Raw genomic sequence first — 24,752 nt, 5'->3', positions numbered from 1 at the left:
GATATTTGATTAAGTAGGTTTTATGGATTTTTCTTCACACCGTCAGCAGCTCATGATTGTTGAGCGTCAATTAAGTTACCTTGATGTCGGTACAGGCCCTGTACTCTTGTTTGGTCACAGTTATTTGTGGGACAGCGCCATGTGGGCGCCTCAAATTGCCGCGCTAAGTGCCCATTACCGCTGTATCGTGCCAGAACTGTGGGGTCATGGTCAGTCAGATTTACTGCCCGATAATGGTAAAACGCTACTCGATATTGCCGATCACATGTTGGCCTTAATGGATGCCCTCAATATCACTGACTTTAGTGTTATCGGACAATCTGTTGGTGCTATGTGGGGCGCAGAATTGGTACTGAAAGCACCAACAAGGGTTAAAACCCTCGTGATGCTCAACAGTTTTATCGGTTTTGAACCCGAAGTGACCCGCGCGAAATATGATGGCATGCTGGATATGATTACCGCCGCTAAGGCGATTCCTGCGCCGCTTATCAGTGCAATTTCACCTTTGTTCTTCGCAAACAATGCAGCACATAACACACCTGAACTGGTCGCTGGCTTTGAACACTCACTTGCCACAATCTCAGCGGAAAAAATCCCCACGATAGTGAAACTTGGACGAATGATTTTTGGTCGTCGCGATACCATGGAATGTGCGGAGCAATTTACACTCCCCTGCCTCATCATGGCGGGCGTTGAGGATAAAGCACGCAGTGTGCTAGAAAGCTACCTAATGAGCGATGCCATCGATGGCAGTCAGTTGGTGCATATTCCTGCGGCGGGACATATCTCAACCCTTGAACAAGCGGAGTTTATTAATCAACACTTAGCCGATTTTCTCGCACAACATCACTGATCCGTTGCGAAATACCGTCACTCAATAAAATCTTCAAGATGTGGACATTCGCATCTTGAAGACAGCTATTTCAGCTTAATCCACATCATCAATACCGAACCCAGGTTCAATCCCTATTTATCCCATGCATACATTGGGCTTTAGCTGATTTTGCTTCGCAGATTAGCCCACTCACCTTTCAAAGACTTCCCCATAAAATCTGCATTAACAAATAGAAATCACCATTTTGTCGTCAGCGCCTCAAAAATGTTGCATAAAGGTGAAATCTACCATTTATCAACTACCTTTATTACTGTATTCCCTCAACAAGGTATTCTGCCATGAGAAAAAGTACAGTTGCCCTCTGCGTGCTCAGCACACTTTATATGCCGTCTCTTTATGCCGATGTTCAAATAAATGGATTTGCCTCTATTGTCGCGGGATCGAGTCTCAGTGACGATAAAAGCTATTATGGTTATGACAAAGAAATCAACTTTAATAATGATTCTAAAGTTGCCTTACAATTTACCGCCGATCTGGGTAGTGGCCTAAGAGCCACGGCGCAAGTGCTATCCAGAGGCAATAACGATTACAGTGCCGAATTTGAATGGGCTTATATCTCCTATGACATCAGCGACAAACTTATGCTCATGGCGGGCCGCCAACGCTTTAACCTCTATAAATACTCTGATTATATTGACGTAGGCTATGCCTATCACTGGATCACCCCGCCCCGCGGCGTTTATTCACTGCCATTTAATTCAGGCGAAGGTGTCGGCTTAGTATATTCCGATTTATGGGGCGATACCGAAGTCGGTTTGACCTATAAGTATATTACGACTTCTGTTTCTGACTATGCACCTATAGGTTCATCAACACCTCCCGCGCCCTTCTCCGCCGAGGGCCACATAATGAACTTCAACTTTGTAACCTCAGGGTTTGAGTACGGCTTGAATATCGGCATAGTGACTGATTTCTCCTACGAGTTACCTGCTCTGCTGGGCCTAGGCGATGCGATTGCCCAAACAGGGTTATTTAGTCAGCAAGTGGTAGATGATCTTTTACCCATTAACGACAGCGCGTTACTCATAGGTGCTAACGTTAAATATGATGCGGGTAAATGGTTTATCTTGGCTGAATACACCCGAATTGACGTCGATCCCAGTAGCTTTAATATTCAAGATTCAGCCTTTGTTTCCGGCGGGATCCGCTATAAAGATTTCACTTTTCATTTAACCTACGGTATTGACAAAGGTGATCCACAATACGATGCCTATGACGGCATGTTACCGCTATACAATAGTCTGCCACCAGCAAACCAAGCTGCGTTAGCGCCTCTGGTTTTCGGTACAAAAGCAGCGCTTGAAGCACAGCAAGAAGACAGCGCCTACTACATCATAGGAACACGCTGGGATTTCCATCCCTCAGCCGCACTAAAACTGGAGTACACCAACTACAGCAATGACAAACCGTCCTCCGATGAACAGTTGCTGAGTATGGCAATAGACTTAGTTTTTTAAGGAGTTAAACATGAAACTATTAATAAGATCTCGGTTGATGATGAAAACCTTAGTTGCTAGTGCACTTTTACTTGGCAGTGCCTATGTGCAAGCCGAAGTTGCCGTCGTGGTACATCCTTCAAATACATCCGAAATTAGTGCTGCGGATATTTCACGTATCTATTTAGGTAAACTCAAGTCTTTCCCCAATGGAGGGACTGTGGTTGCGCTCGATCAGCCCGAAGGCTCACCCGCTCGTGATGCCTTCGTGAAGCAAATCCTCAATAAAACTGAGAGTCAGCTCAAAGCCTATTGGTCAAAACTGGTCTTTTCAGGCCAAGGTCAACCACCCAAAGTCGTCGACTCGAGCGCTGAAATGCTCTCATTGATTGCCGCCAATCCGAATATGATCGGGTTTGTTGACGTCAGCGAGGTGAACGATAGCGTAAAAGTGATCAGTAAGTTCTAACCCATACTGCATCATCCTTGTCCGCCTTAATTTTTAGCGGACAAGGCGTTCACTCAGTTTTAGTGTAATATCACCCCCAAACACGCTAACAAATGGCGCTTAGATCCCCAGAGGGAACCAATTCATTTGCAGAACTATTAATAAAAAATAATCTCGATTCCTCAATATCCCGATTCAAACCTTAATTGGATAGACCAGCAGAGCCAATTTTGCTGGTATACTCTTGCTAAAAATGTGCTGCTTGCATGAATTAGAGCATGAGAAGACATTTTATATGTCAATAAAACAATAGGTTAAAATGAAACTACTCAAACCTTTATTCGACAACAACCGCCGCTGGGCCGGACGTATACGCCAAGAGAATCCTGATTTTTTCGAGCAATTAGCGAAACAGCAACATCCTGAATACCTGTGGATTGGCTGCTCGGATAGTCGCGTACCTTCTAACCAAATCATTGATCTTATGCCGGGTGAAGTCTTTGTTCACCGTAATATCGCCAACATGGTTATCCATACCGATCTTAACTGCTTATCTGTGTTGCAATACGCCGTTGATGTGCTCAAGGTGAAGCATATAATGGTAGTGGGTCACTACGGCTGTGGTGGTGTGCGCGCGGCCATGGGTCAGCAACGTTTGGGATTAATCGATAACTGGCTCGGGCATTTACGTGATATCTACCGTATTTATCAGGAAGAATTACAACAGATGGATGAAGCTAAACGTTTTGATCGCCTGTGCGAGCTCAACGTGATTGAGCAGGTTGCTAATGTGACCAGTTCAACCATAGTGCAAGAAGCTTGGGATCGCGGCCAAGAAGTGGCGGTACACGGCTGGATTTACGGCATTGATAACGGTTTACTGACAGATTTAGATGTCACGGTTGACCGTGAACATGGTTTAGCTAATCCACGCTAACGGCCTGAATATAGGCTTTTAACCCTTAGCTGAGTGTCATCAATGCTCAGATAAAACCTGCCCCTGTGCAGGTTTTTCTTTTTCCATGACAATTTTCAGCAATAAAACATCGCAAGGGTCTATTACGCCAGTTATAATCCGCCAGTTAATTGCAGGCGACCTATGCGCCACAAATTCTAAGGAGATACCTTCCATGCCCGGTTTTGAATTATTTGGTCCTGAAGAGAAGCAGGAAGTCGCTGACGTTATGGAAAACGGTTTTACCTTCCGTTACAACTTCGACCATATGCGTAATGATCGCTGGAAGACGCGCGATATGGAGCAACTGCTCTGCGAGAAAATGAACGTGAAGCATGCTCACCTTTTATCAAGCGGTACTGCTGCGCTGCAAACGGCCATGATGGCTGCAGGCATTGGTGCTGGCGACGAAGTTATCGTGCCACCTTTTACCTTTGTTGCCTCAGTTGAAGCGATTTTTATGGCTGGCGCGATTCCGATTTTTGCCGAAATCGACGAGACACTGTGTTTATCCCCAGAAGGTATCGAAGCCGCAATTACTCCACGCACTAAAGCGATCAACTTAGTGCATATGTGTGGTTCTATGGCGAAGATGGATGAAATTAAAGCCATCTGTGCAAAACATAACATCAAGATTTTAGAAGATGCTTGCCAAGCCATTGGTGGCAGCTACAAGGGCCAAGCCCTAGGTACTATCGGTGATGTGGGTTGTTACTCATTCGATTCAGTCAAAACCATCACCTGTGGTGAAGGTGGCGCTGTGATTACCAATAACACTGAAATCTACAACAACGCGCACATGTTCTCCGATCACGGCCATGACCACATTGGTAAAGACCGCGGCGCTGAGTCACACCCTATCATTGGCTTGAACTTCCGAATTTCGGAAATGAACGCCGCCTTAGGGTTAGCGCAATTACGTAAACTCGATACCATTATCGATATCCAACGTAAAAACAAAAAAACCATTAAAGATGCAATGGCCGCAGCTATCCCTGAAGTAACTTTCCGCCTGATCCCCGATCCAGAAGGCGACTCAGCGGGCTTCTTAACCTTTATGTTGCCAACCGAAGCGCGCACGCAAGAAGTGAGCAAAAAACTGGCTGAAAACGGCGTCGATGGCTGCTTCTACTGGTATGTAAACAACTGGCATTATTTGAAAAACTGGAAACACATTCAGGAGCTTAAGGCATCTGCTGCGTTACCAATCACATTAATCGCCGATAGACCTGACTATACTCAAGTTTCTGTGCCTAAATCCGATGCCATTATGAGCCGCACCATTTCTATGCTCATCAAGTTGTCTTGGACCGATGCTCAGATCGCCGAGCGTATCGAAAACATCAAGAAAGCATTTGCCCAATAATTCTACGGGAGTTTGTTGCAATGAGTTTTAAGAATTTTAAAGTAGTTGAAAAAATGATCTTCGGCCGTGGCTCATTCGTCCAATTGGATGAAGTGTTAGCAGCTGAACGTAAAAACGCCGACGACTTCGTGGTGTTTTTAGTCGATGACGTGCATCAAGGCAAAGCCCTTGAGGGCCGCATTCCAGCTAAAGCACAAGACATGGTAATTTGGGTTAACGTTGATGAAGAGCCAAGCACAATTCAAATCGATGCCCTGACTGAACAAGTTCAAGCTTTCAATAGCAAACTGCCAGTGAGCGTCGTCGGTTTAGGTGGCGGTTCAACCATGGACGTGGCTAAAGCGGTATCGCTGATGCTGACAAACCCAGGTGGCTCTGCCATGTACCAAGGTTGGGACTTAATCAAGAACCCAGCGGTACACCACATTGGTATCCCAACGATTTCTGGTACGGGTGCAGAAGCGTCACGCACCGCCGTATTATGTGGTCCAGTGCGTAAGCTAGGTCTGAACTCAGATTACACAGTATTCGATCAAATCATCATGGATTCTGAGTTAATCGAAGGCGTGGAAACCGACCAATGGTTCTACACAGGTATGGATTGCTATATCCACTGTGTTGAATCTTTACAAGGTACCTTCTTAAACGAATTCTCTAAATCCTACGCTGAAAAAGCCATGGATTTATGTCGCCAAGTGTACTTAGACGACCATATAGATAAAGACGACAAGCTGATGATGGCGTCTTTCATGGGCGGCATGAGCATAGCCTATAGCCAAGTGGGTGCCTGTCACGCGGTTTCTTACGGTCTGTCTTATATCCTGGGTTACCACCACGGTATCGGCAACTGTATCGCCTTTGACGTGTTAGAAGAATTCTATCCAGAAGGTGTTGAAGAGTTCCGTTTGATGATGAAGAAACACAACATCACACTGCCGAAGAACATCTGTAAAGATCTGCCAGACGAAACCATAGCAAAAATGGTTGCCGTGACTAAGAGCATGGGTCCACTATGGGCTAACGTTTACGGCGCGGGTTGGGAAGAGAAAGTCACAGACGAAATGTTGACTGCCCTGTTCCGTCGCATCTAAGCTCTAACACATATTAAAAGGGCTCAATTGTGAGCCCTTTTGTCTATATGCATTGTATTTCTACACTGTATATCTTTGATAAAAGTAGGATAATTTGATGAATGTGACTCTGTTAATCCCGGCTCGTTACGGTTCAAGCCGCTTCCCGGGCAAACCCTTAGCCCCGATTAACGGCAAGCCAATGATCCAACACGTGTATGAACGCGCGTCGTTAGCCAAAGGCCTCACCAATATTTATGTCGCTACCGATGATGACCGCATTAAAGCGGCCGTTGAAGGTTTTGGCGGCAAAGTGGTCATGACCAGCCCAGAAGCGGCATCGGGTACAGATCGTATCAATGATGCGATAAACCAACTGGGACTGAAAGATGACGACTTAGTGATCAACCTACAGGGCGATCAACCCCTTATTGACCCAACATCCATCGAGCAAGTCATCAGCCTCTTCGAGCGTCACCCAGGTGAGTTTGAAATGGCCACCTTAGGCTTTGAAATCGTGAATAAAGCCGAGCTTGACGATCCTATGCATGTGAAGATGGTGTTCGATAACAACAACTATGCCTTGTATTTCTCTCGTTCGCGTATTCCTTTTGGCCGCGACACCCAAGATTACCCCGTTTATAAGCACTTAGGTGTGTATGCTTATACCCGCAAATTCGTCCAAGCCTTCGCCGCCCTACCATTAGGACGTCTAGAAGATCTAGAAAAACTCGAGCAATTACGCGCATTAGAATATGGTCATAAAATCAAAATCGCCATTAGCGCCTTTGATTCTATTGAAGTTGATACGCCAGAAGACATTCGTAAATGTGAGCAACGTTTAGCGGTTGATTAATCGCCCGTGTGTCTTGTGCGCGAGTCTATTCGAAACAGGAGCTGAGTATGTCGACCTTAGAAGTCTGGATCATTATTATTTTGATCGTCGGTGTCATCGCCAGCAATCTTGCCGCGTTGAAATACAGTGCTAAGTTCAAACTGCCGCAGTTCGGCCAACATGGTAAAGATAAGCAGATAAAGCCTACTGCCAAGCCTTCGGCAGCAGAGAATGACGCAGATGCGGCTTCAAACAAGCCAAGTTCTACGGACTCAGAAGCCAATAAAACAGATGAGCCACCTAAGCGCTAAACTCAATAGTGGCTTTTAAAGAGTGAGTCAAAAGATGGCTCTTAAACACGCCTCTTAAAGACTGTGCTAAAAAGCTGAACAATGACGTTAGCAAACATAGAAAAGGCGCCATAAGCGCCTTTTTTGTCTCTTATACCAATCGTATTAATCACAAGCTCGTCCACGCATCGACCTTAAGCTTTTTTCGCTGATGTGCGACTCAATGGCTGCTCCTCAAGGTGTGCCACTAAAAAGACTAAGAAGCGAAACAGGGATTTAATCCTCAGATCGTGGCTTTTATTCGGCTCAGCCGCGACTAATTTCTGCAGTGATTTGATTTTAGAATAAGCATTCTCGACCAAAGCGTCGTTCTCTTTACCGACATACTTAGCAAACTCGGAAAATTCGCCAATAAACGTCAGGGTCACTTTACGGCGATTTAACGCAGTGAGTGCAGCGCCCTCTTTCAGTTTTGCCTCAAAAATACTGCATTCTAAACCGCTGGCGATCGCGCTTTGTGATAAACCGCTGCTTAAGGCATCGGCCAGAAAACCCAAATTGGCTTTTAACTCAAAGGCAATCGCCTGCTTACTGGCGCTCGATTGCTGCCAGCGACTGCGTTCCTTATCGAAAATATCGTATAGCTCTTTCCAAATGCTCATGCGCTTTGCCTACCTTGCACTGAATCGCTCCCTGTCGTTTAATGGCACTCGACTTCATTTTTCAATACTAGTAATACTCGCGTTTTTTAATACTAGCGACTGAAAGTTATCATAAATTTAAGATTTTCGGCATAGCGCTATGATAAATAATGAGTTAAATAATGGGTTAATGCACATTCACACTAAAACTAAAATCGGCATAAAAAAATGGCCCGAACGAGTCGGGCCATAGTGCAACCATATTCAAATCGAGAGCAATGTATGAGCTGCCTGAGCGAGAAACGAACTCAGTGCGAACTCATGATTAACTTACAGCTAATCCAATGAAATATAAAGTTAAAGCACTTGCGATTTTTTCGCGTTATTTTTCTCGGCGGCGAGTCGACGCTGCGCTTCTTTTTTCTCGCGGCGTGCTTCAATCACTTGATTCACATCGCTGCCGATATGCGCTTCGTTACGGGCTTTTGCCAGATTCACTTGGCGCTCACGCTCAACAAAACGTTTACGCTGCTCGTCAGAAATTTTATCGATACAATGTGGGCAACTGACACCTTGCACATAGGCAGGGCTCTGTTTTTCAACTTCAGTGATTGGCATGCGGCAAGCATTACATTGATCGTATTGGCCTTTCTTCAAGTCATGGTTAACCGCGACGCGGTTATCGAACACGAAGCACTCGCCTTCCCACAGACTTTCTTCTGCTTTGACTTCTTCAAGGTATTTAAGAATGCCGCCTTCGAGATGATACACCTCGTCAAAGCCTTGCTCTTTCAAATACGCGGTTGATTTCTCACAGCGGATACCACCAGTACAGAACATGGCAACCTTTTTATGTTTAGCAGGATCAAGATTCTGCTTCACATATTCGGGGAATTCTCTGAAGGTTTCAGTCACAGGATTAATGGCATTTTTGAAAGTGCCGATTTGCACTTCATAATCGTTACGGGTGTCGACTAAAATCACATCCGGATCAGAAATCAGCGCATTCCAATCTTGAGGCTTCACATAGGTGCCAACCACTTTAAGTGGATCAATACCTTCAACGCCCATAGTCACGATTTCGTTTTTCAGTTTGACTTTAGTGCGGTAGAACGGCATTTCATCGTCGAATGACAATTTGTGCACGATATTATCTAGGCCATTTTGGCCGTTAAGCCAAACCAATAATGCTTCAATTGCTTCTTGGGTGCCGGCAACTGTGCCATTAATTCCTTCGCTTGCGAGGAGCAGAGTGCCTTTGATCTCGGCCTGTTCCATCATAGCGAGCAATGGCGCTCGGATAGATTCAAAATGCGGTAAAGACACAAATTTATATAACGCACACACGACAACTTTAGCCATAACACCCTCTTTGCTGGCTGGAACTTAATTTCCAGTGCATAAACACATTAATCATCTGTAGACTGGCTACAGATCCCAAAATAGCGCGGAATTCTACCTGAGTCACAGCAAGATAAACACAGATAAAGTACAGGGTCTTTAATTCTTTACGCACAGAAGTCAGATAAATCTTTTTTAGCTGGCGAATTAAGCAGAAATATCAAGATGAAAGCGTTACCATCAGCGCCCTTTGTACGCATGTACGCTGCATTAGGTCTACGCAGTATTCTCCTATTGGTACATAACATTCATACTGGCATACTCGCGTCGTCAATAAGCATGCATAAACACGCTGACATCAGCTTCCACGCATGGCGCCGCACAGTAGAGGAAATCCTAATGGCTCTAGCCGTCTTATACACTTTTCGTCGTTGCCCCTATGCCATGCGAGCGCGTTTCGGACTCTTACTCGCCCAATGCAATGTTGAAGTCCGCGAAATCACCCTTAAAGCTAAACCAGCGCAAATGCTGGCCGCTTCACCCAAAGGGACAGTGCCGGTATTAGTGCTAGCCAATGGCGAAGTGATTGCCGAAAGTCTTGAGATCATGCGCTGGGCACTCACGCAAGCTGATCCCTTAGATCTGCTATGTCAACAAAGCCCTGTAATTGAAGATAAAATGGCGCAACTTATCGCGCAAAATGATCAGCAATTTAAGCCATGGCTCGACCGCTATAAATATGCCGACCGCTACCCTGAGCAAACGCAAGCTGACTATTACCAGCAAGCGAGCCATTTCCTCACGCAACTTGAAGCATGCTTAGGGCAACACGCCTTTTTAGTCGCCGATACACCTCGCCTTGCTGATTACGCCATCGTGCCTTTTGTACGCCAATTTGCCGCAGTGGATCTCAAACATGCATTGAGTGATGATTTTCCGCGACTCGCCGCTTGGCTAGAAAACCTCATTTCGAGTGAAATATTTATTCGTGCGATGGAAAAATATGTGATCTGGGACGCTAGCCATTCCCCAACTTGCTTGTTAGGAGACATGTAACCCAATAAGATTTAAAGATTATTTTTATTTTATGTTATAGCCATCGGTAAAATATTCGAGTAAGGTATTTGACAGTTAGTTAGGTCGCTAATTTAGCTACAGATCACTAGGCAAGCTTCTCAAGATAAATGTAACCGCGCTTAATGTCTTTCAAAGGCGTGAATGATAGAACACAAGGATAAGGCAGTTGGAACATATGGATATCAATATCATTATTATGCTTGGGGGCCTGATGCTACTGCATTTTCTTTTCGCCCTTCGAGCCTTCAAGAGTAAAGTGGATCTCAGCACCAACAAAAAATGGTTATGGTGCCTACTCAGTTTGATCCTCGGCCCAATGGGATATTACGGTTATCACGGTTTTATTCCCCTCGATAGAATTCTCAAAGACTAAGCCGTCAAACACCATCACATTGGGCGATAAAACTTGCTACGGCATCATTGACCCGCACAATTAAAGGCTTTTTCATACCAATAAAAGCACATAAATAAGCCTTTAAACATAGACTTACAATGACTAAAATCCATAAAAAATAGCGCAACCTTAGGCTGTGCTATTTGAATGAATCCACTTTGATTTAATCTTTAAATTCAAACCATTCGCTATAAATGGCTATGCAACAGCACAGCATCATCGGGGACTTTTTGGATCACAGGCGCTTGCCCTTCAGCCAAGGCTTGTTTATAGCTTTGATTCATTTTAAGGGCGAGATACAAATCTGGCCGGATCAGAATGCCGCCTTCCCCTGTCTGCATACCCGCTTGCTCGAACCAACTCAGCATCTGTCGTTTACGCCCCGCAAGCACTAAGCGTACTCCACGCTTTTTAAGCAATTGATGTAAATCAGCCAACATGGCCATCACACTTAAATCTAAATGGGTAAAACAAGGCACGGCATCAATAATGATGCAATCGACCGGCTCAGATTCCCGAATAAACTTTTCCAGTAAACGGCGCTTAAAATACGTCGCATTAAAATAAGTTAACGGCGAATTAAAGCGATACATAAACACGCCAGGAACAGATTTAGCTTTACCCGAATCATCGACGCTGCGGATAACGCCCTTATGATCTAAACCAAGCACTTGATCCGTGGGGCGCATTACCGTAGCAAGGAACTGGAATAACCCCAGTAACACGGCCAAAGTGATCCCAGGAATCACCCCAATGAACAGCACGGAGAACAAGGTAATACACGCAAGCAAGAAAGCTGATTTATCGCGCACACGCAGATTCCACAGCGACTTAAGGTCGATAAGCGAAATAGAGGCAATCACCAATACCACGCCTAAAGCTGCGCTAGGGATGTACTTCAACGGTGCAGTAAAAAACAGCGCGACAACGCCGATCAACACTGCCGCTATGATGGACACTAACTGGCTCTTGCCACCATTGGCATCGTTCACCGCAGTGCGGGAATCGGCGCCGCTCACCGCAAACCCTTGGGAGATGGCGGATGCGATATTGGCTAACCCTAACGCTCTGAATTCTTTATCTGCATCTATATCGTAACCATTTTTTGCCGCAAAACTTCGGGCGGTCAGCATCATGCTCACAAAGCTCACCATGGCTAAATTGAGCGCTGGCACCACCAACTCACGGGCGATCCCCAAATCAAAAGCCGGTGCTTGGAATGAAGGTAAACCAGAGGTCACCTCTCCGACAACGCTAATGTCAAAGCTCGTCAGGTTAAATACCCAAACAAGGAACGCCGCCATCGCCATCGCGCACATAGATGCGGGCCATTGTGGACGAAACCGTTTCACTAAGGCATAGGTCGCCAGCGTCACAATCCCCATAGTCAACGTCGGCCAATGGGTTTTTGATAAATAAGAAGGGGCGCCGCTGAGGCGTTCGATTAAATAGCGCTCGTCGAAGGTAAAACCAAAAATCTTCGAAAATTGTCCGACGATAATGGTGATCGCGACCCCGTTAAGCAATCCCATCAAAATCGGCTTTGACAGAAAGTCAGCAAGCACACCCAGCTTAAAACGGCTCGCAATCAAGCACCAAAAGCCTGTCATGGCTGTCATGGTCATGACTAACTGCCAGTGCTTCATGCTATCGCCAGCGGCAAGGGGCGTAACAACGGCGGCGATAACAGCGCAAGTTGCCGCATCTGGACCCACGATTAATTGCTTTGAAGTACCAAATAGCGCGTATACCAGCATAGGCAATACGCAGGAGTACAAACCCACAGCAGCATTGACGCCTGTGAGCTGGGCATAGGCAATAGCAACAGGGAGTGCCACAGCGGCAACTGACAAGCCTGCGCGCACATCATCCCTAAGCCATTGCTTTTCATATTGTAATAATTGCGCCAATCCCGGCATAAACGAAATCAAACTAGGGAACTTCACTCGGCAACCTCCATACACACCATCAAGATAAGCACTAATCAGTATAACCGAGACTGAAAATATTCAGCGAAAAGGTCATTACCTAAAAGCCAGCAATAGTATGTTGGTTATGGCATAAAGCCAATCATTACGCGAGTATTTTCCTCAGAATATTTATGGAGTTAGGCGCTGAATAAACACTAAGTTAGCGCAATATCATCGGCAGTGACACTAAAAGTAAACTGCCCATAAACCAATTAAAATGACGTTTACGTCTATCCGTATTGAGTTTCTTACTGATCGCCGCACCAACAAACACCCAAGTAAATGATGCAGGAAATCCCACTATGTTGAACATCAATACGCCAAGAAACGCACTCAACCAAAAGCCATCGCCACTTAATGTAAAAGCGCTACACAGGGTAATCGTCGACATCCAAGATTTAGGATTAATCCATTGAAATAATGCAGCTTCAATGAGCCTCATAGGTTTTCGTCCATCATCCAAATGCGTGCTCTGCACTGGCGACGTCACTAATTTGTACGCGAGATACAGCAAATACGCCAAAGCGAAATATTTCAATACTTGGTGCAATACCGGTAATGCTTCAAACAAGGTACCGAGGCCGAATAATACCGCAAGATGTAAAGAGGTCGAACCCAAGCGGATCCCTGCAATATGTGGCACGGTACGCAGCACACCAAAATGCGCTCCAGAGCTAGCTAAGAGAATATTGTTCGGTCCGGGAGTCATTGTCATCGTCGCGCAAAACAGCGCGGTCGAGGCCATTAAAGTCCATAATTGTGGATCATAAAGCAGTGCAGTATTCATATTTTCCTTAAATTGTACGCATACATTTGTTGACATAAAAAGATGCAATAAATAATATACGGAGAATATTAGAGATCAATGGATTTATTGTCATGAGTACAATCTGGACGCCAGACCTAACAGCTTTTTCAGGCCCGAAATATCAGCGCTTAGTCAGTGCTATAGAACAAGGCATTTTGCAGAAGGTGTTAACCCAAGGCAGTAAACTGCCCCCGCAGCGCCGTTTAGCCGATGCTTTAGGCATCACTATTGGCACTGTGACCCGCGCCTATGCATTGGCGGAACAAAGGGGGTACGTCGAAGCGCGCGTCGGTGATGGCACCTATGTCAACGCCTCCCCAGTACCAGAGATCGGTAAAGTACAATTGAATATGGCGACCTGCCAGCAGCCACTCACAGATCAAATTAGCACCCTCAGTGATTGCCTCAGCCAATTAGCAAAAGACCCGACAAAGCTCAGCCAGTTACTGGGTTATCGCGCCAGTCCATTAGATCAACACCAACAAGTGTTTCACCAATGGCTTAACCAACGCGGCATACAACAAACGCCTGAGCAACTGATCTTCACCCACGGCGGCCAGCAAGCGATTTTTGCCTGTTTAAGTGCATTTTTATCGACGGGCGATGTGCTGCTGCACGAGCAATACAGTTATCCAGGCGTGAGAATTTGCGCTAAGCAACTCGGCGTGACCAGCATTGGTGTGCCCCTCACCCATGAAGGTGTGGATCTCGCCCGCTTTGAGGCGTTAGTGCAAATCCATCATCCCGAGTTAGTTTATCTAACCCTGAATAATCAAAACCCTACCTGTATTCAATACAGTGAGCCGCAGCGGCAAAAACTCCTCGAATTGGCTGAGCAGTATCAGTTTTATATCATTGAAGATGATGTGAATTATTGTTTACCCGAAGAGTGGCATTCGCCCCTGTGGCAATTAGCAAAACAGCTGGCTATCCCACGGGTGATTTATATTTCTAGCCTGTCCAAATTGTTTTCTGGCGGCCTAAGGCAAGGTTTTATTCTGGTGCCTGAACCACTTATCGCCCAAGTGCGACTCGCGATTCATAGCCAATGCTGGATGGTATCGCCGCTGAACATTGAAATAGCCTGTCAGTTGATTAAGAAAGGCCAAATCACTGCCTATCGCGATACCATAGTTCGCCAACGGCAACGTCTCTGTATCGCCATGGGCGAACGACTGGGATTAACCCAAACTTGGCGAGGACTGAACGGTTGGCTACAACTGCCAGAAGATATCAAGGCCCATCACCTCGTCACTGCGCTAGCTGCCAAAGGCATTTTGATCCGTAATGGAGATGACTTTAATTGCCATGACAATTTTATTCGCTTGAGCCTTGGCGGCGCCGAAAACGACACTCAATTTCAACATGCGATTGACTGTATCGAGGCGACTATTCACTCCTTGGTACAAAATGCCTATTCAGTGGTGTAATAGCGCTTAAAAACCTCCGAACTCAGCCAATTTTTATGCGCCATGTCAGATGAAGTTAATTCACACTAAATGGCTAATTTATAAAATTAGAGAGCATAAAAAAGCGCCAGTAGCATACATGCTACTGGCGCTGAGGTAACTGACAAGCATGATGAAGAAGCAATTAGCTATAAATCACTAACGCACCATTATTTAATCTTTAGTTGATAAACACTCGTCGTGCCGCTGACTTCATTGCCTATGATTAACAAAGGATTACCGTTAGGGCTTTTATCGGCACTGACAAACTTCATCCCTTCTGGCCCTAAATCACCCGCCATTGTTGCATCCCCTTTGACTTCACCCGTATCAGTATCGATAACAAAGTCGGCCTCAAAATCACGATTCACAACATAGTCGATAAAATGCACATCGAAGGGATTGGTCACGTCATAAATCATAAAGCCTGAAGTACGCTCCAAACCAACAAAGGCATATAGTCGTTGACCAATTTGACCTAGGGCTAAGGCTTCTGGCTCTGGTCCTTTGTCATCGCTGCGGCTATCACCTTTATTTTCTTCGTTATTATTGTTGAAGTTACTGCCTAAAAGTGCCGCGGTAATACGTTCAAAATCACTCGCACTGTCAAAGACTTGCTGACCGTCTGCGCTCCAAATCGAGAATGAGCGAGCACCGAAGCTGACTATCTTGTCGTAATCGCCGTCCTTATCGTCATCCCCCATGCTAGTAGTTACTTTAAGGCGTGCTAACTGCGTTTTATCTTTTGCAGCGGCAAATTGTGGATGATTTGGGTCGAGCACTAAATCCCCTGCGCGGGCTTCCTCAGAAAAGCCTGCATAATCACGGGAATCACCTTCGTTGGCCGTAACGATAAAGTCTGTATTGTTCCAACGGTAGGTCGCGACAGTATCGGGTTGATACATACCATAGACGCCTGTGTAGCTTTGCAGGTTGACAAGATTGTCTTTGTCACTCGCATCAATTTTATTCACCTCAAGTCCGTAATCCTTAAGGCCTAGTGGTAAAATCTTGGCGACTTTGGCATTGGCGATATCAATTACGGCAATGGCATTGTTCTCTTGCAAACTGACAAACGCACGGCGGTTATCTTGGCTAATGGCGATATATTCAGGTTCTAAATCCTGCGCCACACTCGCCATTGGACCATTGATTTTAATGTCTGGCGTGATCTCACTGGCACGTGCACCGCCCTGATTAAATTCACTAAAACCGATAATAGTCGCAGTGACTGCGGGCTTACCGTCAGTAATTGCAATCAGCGCCACACTGCCTTCAGGATCTAAGGTATAGGCTGGATTTGGCTCGCCTTCATTGGCCACTAATAAGGTTTTACCATCGTGGGTAAATGCCACGTTATCGGGTAAAGCGCCGACTTCTACCGCGCTGATAAACTGCGGTGCATCTGTGCCGTTAAGCTGATAAAAAGCGACAAAACCATTGGCTTGGGTTTTATTGCCGTCAGCATCGCCACGTTCAATCGCAGCCGCTAACAAGTTGCCTGAAATGCTCACACTGTTAACGCTACCCATAAAGGTTTGGCCAACGTCTTTAGCCACATCAAGTTCGCCAAATTTTTCGAGATTATTCAATGCCAACGGATCCGCGGCATTGGATGCCGTTGCTAATAAACTGCCATCTATAATGTCCACTTTGCCGCTAATGGCATTGACCACAAAAATACGGTTAGATGCACTGTGATATTCAACGATTTCAGCGGCACTTAAGCCATAAACGCCAGTCTGATGACGACCAATTAACTCAGCTTTTAAGCCTGCAGTTTGTGGCTGGCAAACATATTGGGTTTGCGCTGCTGCAATTTCGCTGTCATCTAATTGTCCATTATTGTTAGCATCTAATCCGGTATCGATTCGCTGGCCACCGGCGGGACAATTGGCATCACCGATATTCAATGTCGTCACGTTAACCAGTGAATTTAAGCCGTTGTCGCCTTTATCACCTGCTGCGCCATCATCACCGCTACAGGCTCCGAGTAATAAGCTCGCCATAATGGCAGCGGCTAGCGGAAGTCGTTGTGTTTTCATCGTGTCATTCCTGAATATTTTATTTTTAGTAGAGTGAAGCTAAAGCCCACTAAACTAGTCAGCATAAAAGACGCTGGGATGACAAAGCCGTGACACTCAGATGACAACTCGCACTTTCGAATGAGTCAGTTTGAACCATAAGGATGTGAAGGACTAAGATGTAAAGAGCTGAGTTACAAAGGGCTGCGATTTGATAAGAAAGACTTGATAAGAAAGATTTAAATGAAGAATCTTGTGAAGATAACGGCTCAATCCACTAAAGTGATGCCTCGATAATCAAACTTACCACTTAGTTACAATTTAATCGGTAAAATACAGTAAAGAAATCAACGCAAAGATTGGTTTATTTGTCCGAGCACTTTACTATGCTATTGCTTGCTGTCTGAACTGTGAAAATAGACAATACCGCAATTCACTTTTGCCTAAACCCCGCCAATGATCTTGATCATATGCTCTCGCTCTTAGTGTAGAAACTGGTAGCGCAGGAACTGGCTTCAAAATGGCGGATTAATTGTGAATTGTTCTAGTACAATTTAAACCACACCGCATAAACCTGTGAAATACGCTTTCAATTCTTTCGCCACCCGAGGTAACAGTGGACCCACAATCACAACCTTCTGCCCATAACGGCAGACGTATACCGAATTTAGCGCTGCTTATTCCCATGCTTGCGGCGATTGTCGCGATCACGCCATTGGCCATCGACATGTACTTACCTGCGATGTCAACATTGGCCCTCAGTTTTCATACCGATGTCACGACAGTGCAACAGTCCCTAAGTATCTACTTAGCGGGTTACGCACTGGGCATGTTATGTTTCGGCCCCCTAGCCGACCGCATTGGTCGTCGCCCTATGGTGATATTGGGACTGAGTGGATTTATGTTCACCAGCTTACTGATTGGGTTTGCGGGTCAAGTCGAAGTCTTTCTTGGACTACGTTTTTTACAGGCCTTTATCGGCGCGGCTGCGACTGTGGTGGTGCCGGGATACATCAAAGAAGTCTATGGTGACAATACCGCCAAGGGCATGTCATACGTGAGTTTAATCATGATGTTAGCGCCATTACTCGCACCTAGCATTGGCAGCGTGATCCTCGAACTCGGTGATTGGCATTTAATCTTCTTCATTCAATCCGCCTATGCCGCAACCCTGTTATTACTGGTGCTGTTTGCGCTAAAAATGCCCAGCGATAAAGATATGGATACCCGCAGCCAGAAATCGTTTCTTGGTGCCTACGCGACCGTATTTTCCCGCCCTGGCGTTAAGCTAAACATTGCCAGCGGCGTGTTAACGTCTTTTTCATTTTTCTGTTATCTCACTGCATCGCCCTTCGTTTATATGGAAGTCTTTGCCTTAGATAAATCCTATTTTGCTATCTTGTTTAGCACTAACGTCGGCGCTTTGATGTTGGCCAATATCATTAATACGCGCATCGTGGGCCGTTATGGTTCGCTACGTATGTTGCATGTGTCGACCTTTTTCGGGGCGATTGCTGGTGTCGGTTTATTAACCGTAAACCTGCTGGATATGAGCTATCACTTTACCGTGATCATGCTTATTCCTTTAATGGGTAGCCTAGGGGTGATGTCAGTCAATGCCGATGCGATAGTACTGATGAAGTTTAAACAAGAAACAGGAACCGCAACCGCAGTTATTGGCACCTTAAGATTTGGCTGTGGCGCACTCGCGGGCCCGTTATTGGCGGTGTTTTACGATGGCACAGCCGTGCCCTTCTCTGCCCTCATGTTAGGTTCTATTGTGTTAGTCGGTATTTGCCAATTCAATCGTCCAAAGCATCAAATACCGCCGACGGTTTAAGGATCAATTTTTAAAGAGCCATGGATACCAATGCCACATCGGCAACACATGTTTGATCGCGTGAAAACAGCGCATTGGCATACTCGAATGTAGCAAATAGGTAATATTTAATCGCGATAGTTAAGTCTCTGCTTATCTAACGTCCCACACCAAAACGGCACTCTTAGTGCCGTTTTCACCATTTAATCAGCTAATAATCTGAAAAATATAGGATAAACCAATAAGGCGACCTAGGTTACTTGACAATTCGAGCAAGTTATCAATCAATTCAAACGTGAAATTGTTTCAAGTTGGTTATTTTTTACATAAAAGGCTTGAAATGTTGTTTTTTTTGAATATGATGAAATTCTGTTCATTGCAACAGTTGCTGCATCCTAAGGGATGAGTCACTTGTCTTCGACGAAGTCAGTTCAGCATTTCGGAGTCTGAATTACCCTTCAGGCTTAATTTTTAGAGCGATTACCGTCGCTGTAACAAGATACTGTTTACCGTAACGGTACTATGCAATAGGAGTTTCACATGGAGATGTTATCCGGCGCCAGCATGATAGTGCGTTCTTTGATCGATGAAGGCGTAAATCACGTTTTTGGTTATCCTGGCGGTTCAGTTTTAGATATCTACGACGCCCTGCACCTTATCCCTGGTATTGAACACATACTCGTTCGTCACGAACAAGCCGCCGTACACATGGCTGATGGCTATGCCCGTGCCACGGGTAAAGTGGGCGTGGTATTAGTCACCTCAGGGCCCGGTGCCACCAACGCGATTACCGGTATTGCCACCGCTTACATGGATTCTATTCCCCTTGTGGTGTTATCAGGCCAAGTTCCGAGTAATCTTATCGGTAACGATGCCTTCCAAGAATGCGACATGATCGGTATCTCTCGCCCTGTGGTGAAGCACAGCTTTTTAGTTAAAGATCCAACTGAAATTCCTGAAATTATTAAAAAGGCTTTTTACATTGCCTCTACTGGCCGTCCCGGTCCTGTGGTTGTCGATCTGCCAAAAGATTGTTTAAACCCAGCTCTGCTGCACGAATATTGCTACCCAGAAAGCGTCAAAATGCGCTCGTACAATCCAACGACATCAGGCCATAAAGGTCAGATCCGCCGTGGTCTTCAAGCCCTGTTAGCCGCGAAAAAACCGGTACTTTATGTCGGTGGCGGCGCGATTATCTCAGGTTGTGATAAGCAAATCCTGCAATTGGCTGAGAGATTAAATATTCCCGTCGTCAGCACGCTGATGGGGCTTGGCGCTTTTCCAAGCACCCACAAAAACAGTTTAGGCATGCTTGGGATGCACGGTCGCTACGAAGCCAACATGACAATGCATAACTGCGATTTGATCTTCGGTATTGGTGTACGCTTCGACGATAGAACCACCAATAATGTGGAAAAATACTGCCCGAACGCGACCATTTTACACATAGATATCGACCCATCTTCCATCTCTAAAACCGTGCGAGTCGATATCCCTATCGTGGGTTCGGCCGACAGTATTTTAGACAGTATGTTGGCACTGTTGGATGAGTCTAACGAACATAATGACAGCGATGCCATTGCCACTTGGTGGAATGATATTGAACAATGGCGCAGCCACGATTGTCTGGCCTATGACAAAAGCAGCGGCCGCATTAAGCCACAGCAAGTGATTGAAACCTTGTACAAACTGACTAATGGCGATGCCTATGTCGCCTCTGATGTTGGCCAGCACCAAATGTTTGCCGCCTTGTACTATCCGTTCGATAAACCGCGCCGCTGGATCAACTCAGGTGGCTTAGGGACTATGGGGTTTGGCCTGCCCGCCGCAATGGGCGTTAAAATGGCGATGCCGGATGCCACCGTTGTGTGCGTCACGGGTGATGGCTCCATCCAGATGAACATTCAAGAGCTTTCGACCGCACTGCAATATGATACCCCAGTAAAAATCATCAACTTAAACAATCGTTTCCTTGGCATGGTAAAACAATGGCAGGACATGATTTACTCTGGCCGTCACTCACATTCCTATATGGATTCAGTGCCAAATTTTGCCAAAATTGCAGAGGCCTATGGCCATGTTGGCATGACGATAAGCGATCCTGCCGAGCTTGAGTCAAAAATGGCTGAAGCGCTGGCGATGAAAGATAGATTGGTCTTTATCGACATCATGGTGGACGAAACTGAGCACGTTTACCCCATGTTGATCCGCGGTGGTGCGATGAATGAAATGTGGCTGACTAAGACGGAGAAATGCTAATGCGTCGAATTATATCTGTATTATTAGAAAACCAATCCGGCGCTCTGTCTCGTGTGGTCGGTTTGTTTTCACAGCGCGGTTATAACATTGAAAGTTTAACGGTGGCGCCAACGGACGATATCACCCTGTCGCGACTTAACATCACAGTCGTTGCCGATGAAATGGTGTTAGAGCAGATAGAGAAGCAGCTACATAAGTTAATCGATGTGTTAAAAGTATCGAATATTACCGAGTCTGCTTATATTGAACGCGAACTCGCCCTTGTTAAGGTCCGCGCCCAAGGCGAATTTAGGGAAGAAGTGAAACGCATGGCGGATATTTTCCGCGGTCAGATTGTCGATGTCACCGCCAATTTATACACCATCCAAATGGTGGGCACGTCAGACAAACTCGATGCGTTTATTCATGCGCTGGGGGAAGTCACCAAACTGGTCGAAGTCTCTCGCTCCGGCGTGGTGGGTTTGGCCCGCGGCGAAAAGGCCATGAAAGCCTAGTTTTCTGACGGAAATCTCGCGGATATTTTCGCATAAGCACAAAAACATCAAGGGGAGCATAATGCTCCCCTTAGGTTTTTAGGCGGTTATCACAGCGTCAATTATGACTGGCTGTCTAACAAGCGCGATGAGGTGATTTCAATTTTACGTGGTTTCAATGCTTCAGGAATTTCACGCACTAAATCAACATTGAGTAAGCCATTTTCTAAACTTGCACCGAGCACAGTGACATAGTCTGCCAGCTGGAAAGTACGCTCAAAACCGCGTTCAGCTATGCCTTGATACAGGTATTTACGCTCGGTTTGGCTTTCGGCTTTATTGCCTTTCACCAGTAATTTTTCACCTTCACTGCTAATCTCAAGTTCATCCATTGAGAATCCGGCTACAGCCATCGTTATGCGATAACGATTTTCGCCGAGTAATTCGATGTTATATGGAGGATAACCTGAGTTGCCATTATTGGCAGCGGCATGTTCTGCCAATTGCGCTAAACGGTCAAAACCAATGGCACTGCGGTAAAGTGGTGTTAAATCATAAGTACGCATATTCATATCCTTGTCTTAAGCAATATGGAGAATTGGCGGACTGTTTTCAGGATGAAAACGTTTGTAGAGTCTGCCGAATTAAATCTTCTGTCCTTACGGCACAGAATTCACACTAGGACCCTCATCGAGCGATCCTGAAATAGATATAAGGACGGGAGAGAAAATTTCAAGCAAGAAAATTAAAAAAATGTGCAGAACTTTAAAAGACCAATAAAAACAAACGCTAATTCAACTTTAAAACGGTGAAGCGAGACGTGATTAGTATCGCTGCATTAGATTCATTGCGCACGGCAAGCAGTATTCGCTAAATTGCAGCCAATAAAAAAGGAGCCTAGGGCTCCTTTTTCAGTCTTAGCATCGAATTAACGAGTGCGTGGACACAGTTCTTCAGCGCTGAAGAAGTAAGCAATTTCACGAGCAGCAGATTCAACAGCATCAGAGCCGTGAGCCGCGTTTTCGTCAATGCTTTCTGCGAAATCAGCACGGATAGTACCAGGAGCCGCTTGAGCTGGGTTAGTTGCACCTAAAATTTCACGGTGAGCTAAAACAGCGTTTTCGCCTTCTAATACTTGGACCATGATAGGACCAGAAGTCATGAATGCAACCAGAGCACCGAAGAAGCCGCGCTCGCTATGCTCAGCATAGAAACCTTCAGCTTGTTCTTTAGTCAGGTGTAACATTTTTGATGCAACGATCTTAAGACCAGCAGTTTCAAAACGATTGTAGATAGCACCGATGTGGTTTTTTGCAACAGCATCAGGTTTGATAATAGAAAATGTGCGTTCGATCGCCATAACTAGCTTCCTTTGTCAGCAAGTTTAAAAAAATTCGCGCGGATTATACGAAATTTAAAAGCTAAATCCTATCTTTATAGCAAATTAGTCTGAGATATTGCGCACATTCGCTTTATTCGTAATCAGCTTGATCACGCAAAAGGCCCCGCTAGGAGGATAAATCCTTAGCAGGGTCCATTAACTCATTAAAAAATGGGATTATTTTCTATTTTTGGCCCAAATACCTGCCCAAGCAATCAAAGCGACTAAAATGACTGCGGGAGCAAGATCTAACAAGTGGTGGAATAAACCGACACCGCCATGCCCTGGATGAGCCCAAGCCATTGAAGGGACAAGCATACATAACAATACAAGCAAAAGTTTCATGTGAACATCCTTGCAGTTGCGATAACAAAGTTAAGCCATTTAAATGCCTTAACCAATATACAACAAGGTACGATATCCGCTAAAGATGAACTTGACTGTGATCAAACTCTCGCCAAATATTCTCTGCGCCGCTGCAAATGCGTGAGGTAAATCACCTTAGTTAAACGTCAAAAGGACAAGATGCCTCACATAAAAAGCCGTATCACCGCTGTGCTCACTACTTTTCATCAATCCAACACTGCTGAATCGCTTCCAGTATTTTTTCATTACAGTGCTTGGGATCATCGGCAAAATCATCCAAGGCTAACACCCACTCATACAATTGGGTGAAATGCAGCTGAGTAGGATTCACCTCTGGGTGTGCTTCGAGTAATTCCAACGCAATATCTAACGAATCTATCCATGTTAATGTCATCGTTTTCCCCTATTCGGTTCGCTTTAATGGGTAAGCTATTGCTAAAAGACGTTACCCATAAGGAGGTGAATCAAGTGTTGATATTCCGTAGTCAATACTCGACAGCAAGGGCACTAACCCTGTGCTTGCGTCACCTTTTTCACTTTAATCGCATTTTTTTCAACAAAATCAATAATAGCACCCGCCACATCTTTCGTGGTGGCGCCTTCAATTCCTTCAAGACCGGGCGAAGAGTTCACTTCCATGATCACAGGACCGTGGTTTGAGCGTAGCAAGTCAACGCCAGCGACATTGAGCCCCATGGTCTTAGCCGCACGAATGGCGACTGAGCGTTCCTCTGGGGTTAATTTGACTAAACTTGCCGTGCCACCACGGTGCAAGTTAGAGCGGAACTCACCGGGCATAGCTTGACGCTTCATGGCGGCAATCACTTTATCGCCGAGCACGAAACAGCGAATGTCTGCGCCATTGGCTTCTTTAATATATTCCTGCACCATGATGTTGGCTTTAAGGCCCATAAAGGCTTCAATCACGCTCTCAGCCGCTTTACGGGTCTCGGCTAATACCACGCCGATACCTTGGGTGCCTTCGAGTAATTTAATCACCAGAGGCGCGCCACCCACCATATCAATCAAGTCGGGGATATCACTCGGTTTATTGGCAAATCCAGTAATGGGCAAGCCAATGCCGCGGCGTGACATCAACTGCATAGAACGCAATTTGTCACGTGAGCGCGAGATCCCAACGGAATCATTTAAAGCATATACGCCCATCATCTCAAACTGACGCAATACCGCAGAGCCATAAAAGGTAATCGACGCCCCGATGCGGGGGATCACAGCATCAAATGCGGGTAACTCTCGCCCACCAATGTGGATACTCGATTGCCGCATGTTGATATTCATATAACATTCAAGGGGATTAATTACGTGTACTTCATGACCACGTAATTGAGCCGCTTCAACGAGTCGCTTCGTTGAATATAGCTCAGGCCCTTGCGATAAGATCGCTATTCTCATTCTGGTCTCCGGCAACCATTAATTTTGAGCGCATAATACGCCT

The 24,752-nt window shown here is 45.6% G+C and carries 24 protein-coding genes; 14 read left to right on the top strand and 10 right to left on the bottom strand.

Annotation, left to right across the window (positions count from 1 at the left end; all coding sequences use genetic code 11):
* Positions 1-22 precede the first annotated feature (22 nt).
* The 8 genes from Q4Q46_RS11610 to Q4Q46_RS11575 all read left to right on the top strand — a co-directional run bounded on the left by Q4Q46_RS11610 (position 23) and on the right by Q4Q46_RS11575 (position 7,316).
* Positions 23-853 carry an alpha/beta fold hydrolase gene (locus Q4Q46_RS11610; protein WP_311906004.1) on the top strand — a complete coding sequence of 277 codons (831 nt, stop codon included), beginning with the start codon at positions 23-25 and terminating at the stop codon, positions 851-853.
* A 320-nt stretch (positions 854-1,173) separates the two neighbouring features.
* A complete protein-coding gene (locus tag Q4Q46_RS11605; protein WP_106650642.1) occupies positions 1,174-2,352 on the top strand; it encodes a porin in 1,179 nt (392 codons plus the stop codon).
* A gap of 10 nt (positions 2,353-2,362) precedes the next feature.
* Positions 2,363-2,800, top strand: a complete 438-nt coding sequence (locus tag Q4Q46_RS11600; protein WP_311899266.1) for a type 2 periplasmic-binding domain-containing protein — start codon at positions 2,363-2,365, stop codon at positions 2,798-2,800.
* Positions 2,801-3,098: 298 nt separating this feature from the next.
* Positions 3,099-3,716, top strand: coding sequence for a carbonate dehydratase (gene can / locus Q4Q46_RS11595; RefSeq protein WP_028760064.1), 618 nt, complete (start codon positions 3,099-3,101; stop codon positions 3,714-3,716).
* Positions 3,717-3,909: 193 nt separating this feature from the next.
* The gene (gene kdnA / locus Q4Q46_RS11590; RefSeq protein WP_220590361.1) at positions 3,910-5,100 is read left to right on the top strand and encodes an 8-amino-3,8-dideoxy-alpha-D-manno-octulosonate transaminase KdnA; all 1,191 of its coding nucleotides are present in this window, start codon (positions 3,910-3,912) and stop codon (positions 5,098-5,100) included.
* Positions 5,101-5,120: 20 nt separating this feature from the next.
* Complete coding sequence (gene kdnB / locus Q4Q46_RS11585; RefSeq protein ID WP_311906003.1) at positions 5,121-6,191, top strand: 3-deoxy-alpha-D-manno-octulosonate 8-oxidase KdnB; 1,071 nt, start codon at positions 5,121-5,123, stop codon at positions 6,189-6,191.
* 97 nt (positions 6,192-6,288) lie between these two features.
* Positions 6,289-7,026 carry an 8-amino-3,8-dideoxy-manno-octulosonate cytidylyltransferase KdsB gene (kdsB, locus tag Q4Q46_RS11580; RefSeq protein WP_006081834.1) on the top strand — a complete coding sequence of 246 codons (738 nt, stop codon included), beginning with the start codon at positions 6,289-6,291 and terminating at the stop codon, positions 7,024-7,026.
* A 47-nt stretch (positions 7,027-7,073) separates the two neighbouring features.
* A complete protein-coding gene (locus tag Q4Q46_RS11575; RefSeq protein WP_011846935.1) occupies positions 7,074-7,316 on the top strand; it encodes a DUF2897 family protein in 243 nt (80 codons plus the stop codon).
* A 173-nt stretch (positions 7,317-7,489) separates the two neighbouring features.
* Here the strand turns inward: Q4Q46_RS11575 and Q4Q46_RS11570 are convergent, their stop codons facing one another.
* Positions 7,490-7,957 (bottom strand): hypothetical protein, encoded by a 468-nt coding sequence (locus Q4Q46_RS11570; protein ID WP_012197231.1) that lies wholly within the window; start codon positions 7,955-7,957, stop codon positions 7,490-7,492.
* A gap of 336 nt (positions 7,958-8,293) precedes the next feature.
* Entirely contained in the window at positions 8,294-9,298 is a 1,005-nt protein-coding gene (trhO, locus tag Q4Q46_RS11565; RefSeq protein ID WP_311906002.1) for an oxygen-dependent tRNA uridine(34) hydroxylase TrhO, read from the bottom strand.
* A 378-nt stretch (positions 9,299-9,676) separates the two neighbouring features.
* On the opposite strand from trhO, the gene Q4Q46_RS11560 reads away from it, so the two are divergent.
* Entirely contained in the window at positions 9,677-10,333 is a 657-nt protein-coding gene (locus Q4Q46_RS11560) for a glutathione S-transferase (RefSeq protein ID WP_311906018.1), read from the top strand.
* 196 nt (positions 10,334-10,529) lie between these two features.
* Positions 10,530-10,727 carry a hypothetical protein gene (locus Q4Q46_RS11555; protein ID WP_006081839.1) on the top strand — a complete coding sequence of 66 codons (198 nt, stop codon included), beginning with the start codon at positions 10,530-10,532 and terminating at the stop codon, positions 10,725-10,727.
* Positions 10,728-10,936: 209 nt separating this feature from the next.
* Here the strand turns inward: Q4Q46_RS11555 and Q4Q46_RS11550 are convergent, their stop codons facing one another.
* Positions 10,937-12,694 (bottom strand): SulP family inorganic anion transporter, encoded by a 1,758-nt coding sequence (locus Q4Q46_RS11550; RefSeq protein WP_011846940.1) that lies wholly within the window; start codon positions 12,692-12,694, stop codon positions 10,937-10,939.
* A 184-nt stretch (positions 12,695-12,878) separates the two neighbouring features.
* Positions 12,879-13,505 carry a LysE family translocator gene (locus Q4Q46_RS11545; RefSeq protein ID WP_263178400.1) on the bottom strand — a complete coding sequence of 209 codons (627 nt, stop codon included), beginning with the start codon at positions 13,503-13,505 and terminating at the stop codon, positions 12,879-12,881.
* A 92-nt stretch (positions 13,506-13,597) separates the two neighbouring features.
* Between Q4Q46_RS11545 and Q4Q46_RS11540 the strand changes: the two genes are divergently transcribed.
* Positions 13,598-14,956 (top strand): aminotransferase-like domain-containing protein, encoded by a 1,359-nt coding sequence (locus tag Q4Q46_RS11540; RefSeq protein ID WP_311906001.1) that lies wholly within the window; start codon positions 13,598-13,600, stop codon positions 14,954-14,956.
* 188 nt (positions 14,957-15,144) lie between these two features.
* Here Q4Q46_RS11540 and Q4Q46_RS11535 read toward each other — a convergent pair whose 3' ends face one another.
* Positions 15,145-17,019: a choice-of-anchor I family protein gene (locus Q4Q46_RS11535; protein WP_311906000.1), complete on the bottom strand. Its 1,875-nt coding sequence runs from the start codon at positions 17,017-17,019 to the stop codon at positions 15,145-15,147.
* 595 nt (positions 17,020-17,614) lie between these two features.
* On the opposite strand from Q4Q46_RS11535, the gene Q4Q46_RS11530 reads away from it, so the two are divergent.
* From Q4Q46_RS11530 to ilvN, 3 genes are all read left to right on the top strand, one after another.
* Positions 17,615-18,838, top strand: a complete 1,224-nt coding sequence (locus tag Q4Q46_RS11530) for a multidrug effflux MFS transporter (RefSeq protein ID WP_311905999.1) — start codon at positions 17,615-17,617, stop codon at positions 18,836-18,838.
* A gap of 519 nt (positions 18,839-19,357) precedes the next feature.
* On the top strand, positions 19,358-21,076 hold the full coding sequence (locus tag Q4Q46_RS11525; protein ID WP_311905998.1) for an acetolactate synthase 3 large subunit: 1,719 nt from the start codon (positions 19,358-19,360) through the stop codon (positions 21,074-21,076).
* Positions 21,076-21,570 carry an acetolactate synthase small subunit gene (gene ilvN / locus Q4Q46_RS11520; protein WP_006081846.1) on the top strand — a complete coding sequence of 165 codons (495 nt, stop codon included), beginning with the start codon at positions 21,076-21,078 and terminating at the stop codon, positions 21,568-21,570. Before Q4Q46_RS11525 ends, ilvN begins: the two co-directional genes overlap by 1 nt.
* 101 nt (positions 21,571-21,671) lie before the next feature.
* On the opposite strand, the gene Q4Q46_RS11515 is transcribed toward ilvN, so the two are convergent.
* The 5 genes from Q4Q46_RS11515 to rimK all read right to left on the bottom strand — a co-directional run bounded on the left by Q4Q46_RS11515 (position 21,672) and on the right by rimK (position 24,709).
* Positions 21,672-22,115, bottom strand: a complete 444-nt coding sequence (locus Q4Q46_RS11515; RefSeq protein ID WP_006081847.1) for an Hsp20 family protein — start codon at positions 22,113-22,115, stop codon at positions 21,672-21,674.
* A 362-nt stretch (positions 22,116-22,477) separates the two neighbouring features.
* Complete coding sequence (gene ndk, locus Q4Q46_RS11510) at positions 22,478-22,909, bottom strand: nucleoside-diphosphate kinase (RefSeq protein WP_006081848.1); 432 nt, start codon at positions 22,907-22,909, stop codon at positions 22,478-22,480.
* Positions 22,910-23,107: 198 nt separating this feature from the next.
* Entirely contained in the window at positions 23,108-23,275 is a 168-nt protein-coding gene (locus Q4Q46_RS11505) for a hypothetical protein (RefSeq protein ID WP_006081849.1), read from the bottom strand.
* Between the two features lie 217 nt (positions 23,276-23,492).
* Positions 23,493-23,690 carry a Fe-S cluster assembly protein IscX gene (gene iscX, locus Q4Q46_RS11500; protein WP_006081850.1) on the bottom strand — a complete coding sequence of 66 codons (198 nt, stop codon included), beginning with the start codon at positions 23,688-23,690 and terminating at the stop codon, positions 23,493-23,495.
* Positions 23,691-23,803: 113 nt separating this feature from the next.
* Complete coding sequence (rimK, locus tag Q4Q46_RS11495; protein WP_006081851.1) at positions 23,804-24,709, bottom strand: 30S ribosomal protein S6--L-glutamate ligase; 906 nt, start codon at positions 24,707-24,709, stop codon at positions 23,804-23,806.
* Between the last annotated feature and the right edge of the window lie 43 nt (positions 24,710-24,752).

The organism is Shewanella vaxholmensis (assembly GCF_031932135.1).
In the GTDB taxonomy this organism is placed as follows: domain Bacteria; phylum Pseudomonadota; class Gammaproteobacteria; order Enterobacterales; family Shewanellaceae; genus Shewanella; species Shewanella hafniensis.
The sequence above is the reverse complement of the archived record's forward strand: the minus strand, read 5'-3'. Positions and strand labels throughout refer to the sequence as shown.

Excerpts from the sequence above, each read along its gene's own strand:
- Q4Q46_RS11610 (WP_311906004.1), top strand. The coding sequence starts at position 23 with ATGGATTTTTCTTCACACCGTCAGCAGCTCATGATTGTTGAGCGTCAA.
- Q4Q46_RS11605 (WP_106650642.1), top strand. The coding sequence starts at position 1,174 with ATGAGAAAAAGTACAGTTGCCCTCTGCGTGCTCAGCACACTTTATATG.
- Q4Q46_RS11600 (WP_311899266.1), top strand. The coding sequence starts at position 2,363 with ATGAAACTATTAATAAGATCTCGGTTGATGATGAAAACCTTAGTTGCT.
- can (WP_028760064.1), top strand. The coding sequence starts at position 3,099 with ATGAAACTACTCAAACCTTTATTCGACAACAACCGCCGCTGGGCCGGA.
- kdnA (WP_220590361.1), top strand. The coding sequence starts at position 3,910 with ATGCCCGGTTTTGAATTATTTGGTCCTGAAGAGAAGCAGGAAGTCGCT.
- kdnB (WP_311906003.1), top strand. The coding sequence starts at position 5,121 with ATGAGTTTTAAGAATTTTAAAGTAGTTGAAAAAATGATCTTCGGCCGT.
- kdsB (WP_006081834.1), top strand. The coding sequence starts at position 6,289 with ATGAATGTGACTCTGTTAATCCCGGCTCGTTACGGTTCAAGCCGCTTC.
- Q4Q46_RS11575 (WP_011846935.1), top strand. The coding sequence starts at position 7,074 with ATGTCGACCTTAGAAGTCTGGATCATTATTATTTTGATCGTCGGTGTC.
- Q4Q46_RS11570 (WP_012197231.1), bottom strand. The coding sequence starts at position 7,957 with ATGAGCATTTGGAAAGAGCTATACGATATTTTCGATAAGGAACGCAGT.
- trhO (WP_311906002.1), bottom strand. The coding sequence starts at position 9,298 with ATGGCTAAAGTTGTCGTGTGTGCGTTATATAAATTTGTGTCTTTACCG.
- Q4Q46_RS11560 (WP_311906018.1), top strand. The coding sequence starts at position 9,677 with ATGGCTCTAGCCGTCTTATACACTTTTCGTCGTTGCCCCTATGCCATG.
- Q4Q46_RS11555 (WP_006081839.1), top strand. The coding sequence starts at position 10,530 with ATGGATATCAATATCATTATTATGCTTGGGGGCCTGATGCTACTGCAT.
- Q4Q46_RS11545 (WP_263178400.1), bottom strand. The coding sequence starts at position 13,505 with ATGAATACTGCACTGCTTTATGATCCACAATTATGGACTTTAATGGCC.
- Q4Q46_RS11540 (WP_311906001.1), top strand. The coding sequence starts at position 13,598 with ATGAGTACAATCTGGACGCCAGACCTAACAGCTTTTTCAGGCCCGAAA.
- Q4Q46_RS11535 (WP_311906000.1), bottom strand. The coding sequence starts at position 17,019 with ATGAAAACACAACGACTTCCGCTAGCCGCTGCCATTATGGCGAGCTTA.
- Q4Q46_RS11525 (WP_311905998.1), top strand. The coding sequence starts at position 19,358 with ATGGAGATGTTATCCGGCGCCAGCATGATAGTGCGTTCTTTGATCGAT.
- ilvN (WP_006081846.1), top strand. The coding sequence starts at position 21,076 with ATGCGTCGAATTATATCTGTATTATTAGAAAACCAATCCGGCGCTCTG.
- Q4Q46_RS11515 (WP_006081847.1), bottom strand. The coding sequence starts at position 22,115 with ATGCGTACTTATGATTTAACACCACTTTACCGCAGTGCCATTGGTTTT.
- ndk (WP_006081848.1), bottom strand. The coding sequence starts at position 22,909 with ATGGCGATCGAACGCACATTTTCTATTATCAAACCTGATGCTGTTGCA.
- Q4Q46_RS11505 (WP_006081849.1), bottom strand. The coding sequence starts at position 23,275 with ATGAAACTTTTGCTTGTATTGTTATGTATGCTTGTCCCTTCAATGGCT.
- iscX (WP_006081850.1), bottom strand. The coding sequence starts at position 23,690 with ATGACATTAACATGGATAGATTCGTTAGATATTGCGTTGGAATTACTC.
- rimK (WP_006081851.1), bottom strand. The coding sequence starts at position 24,709 with ATGAGAATAGCGATCTTATCGCAAGGGCCTGAGCTATATTCAACGAAG.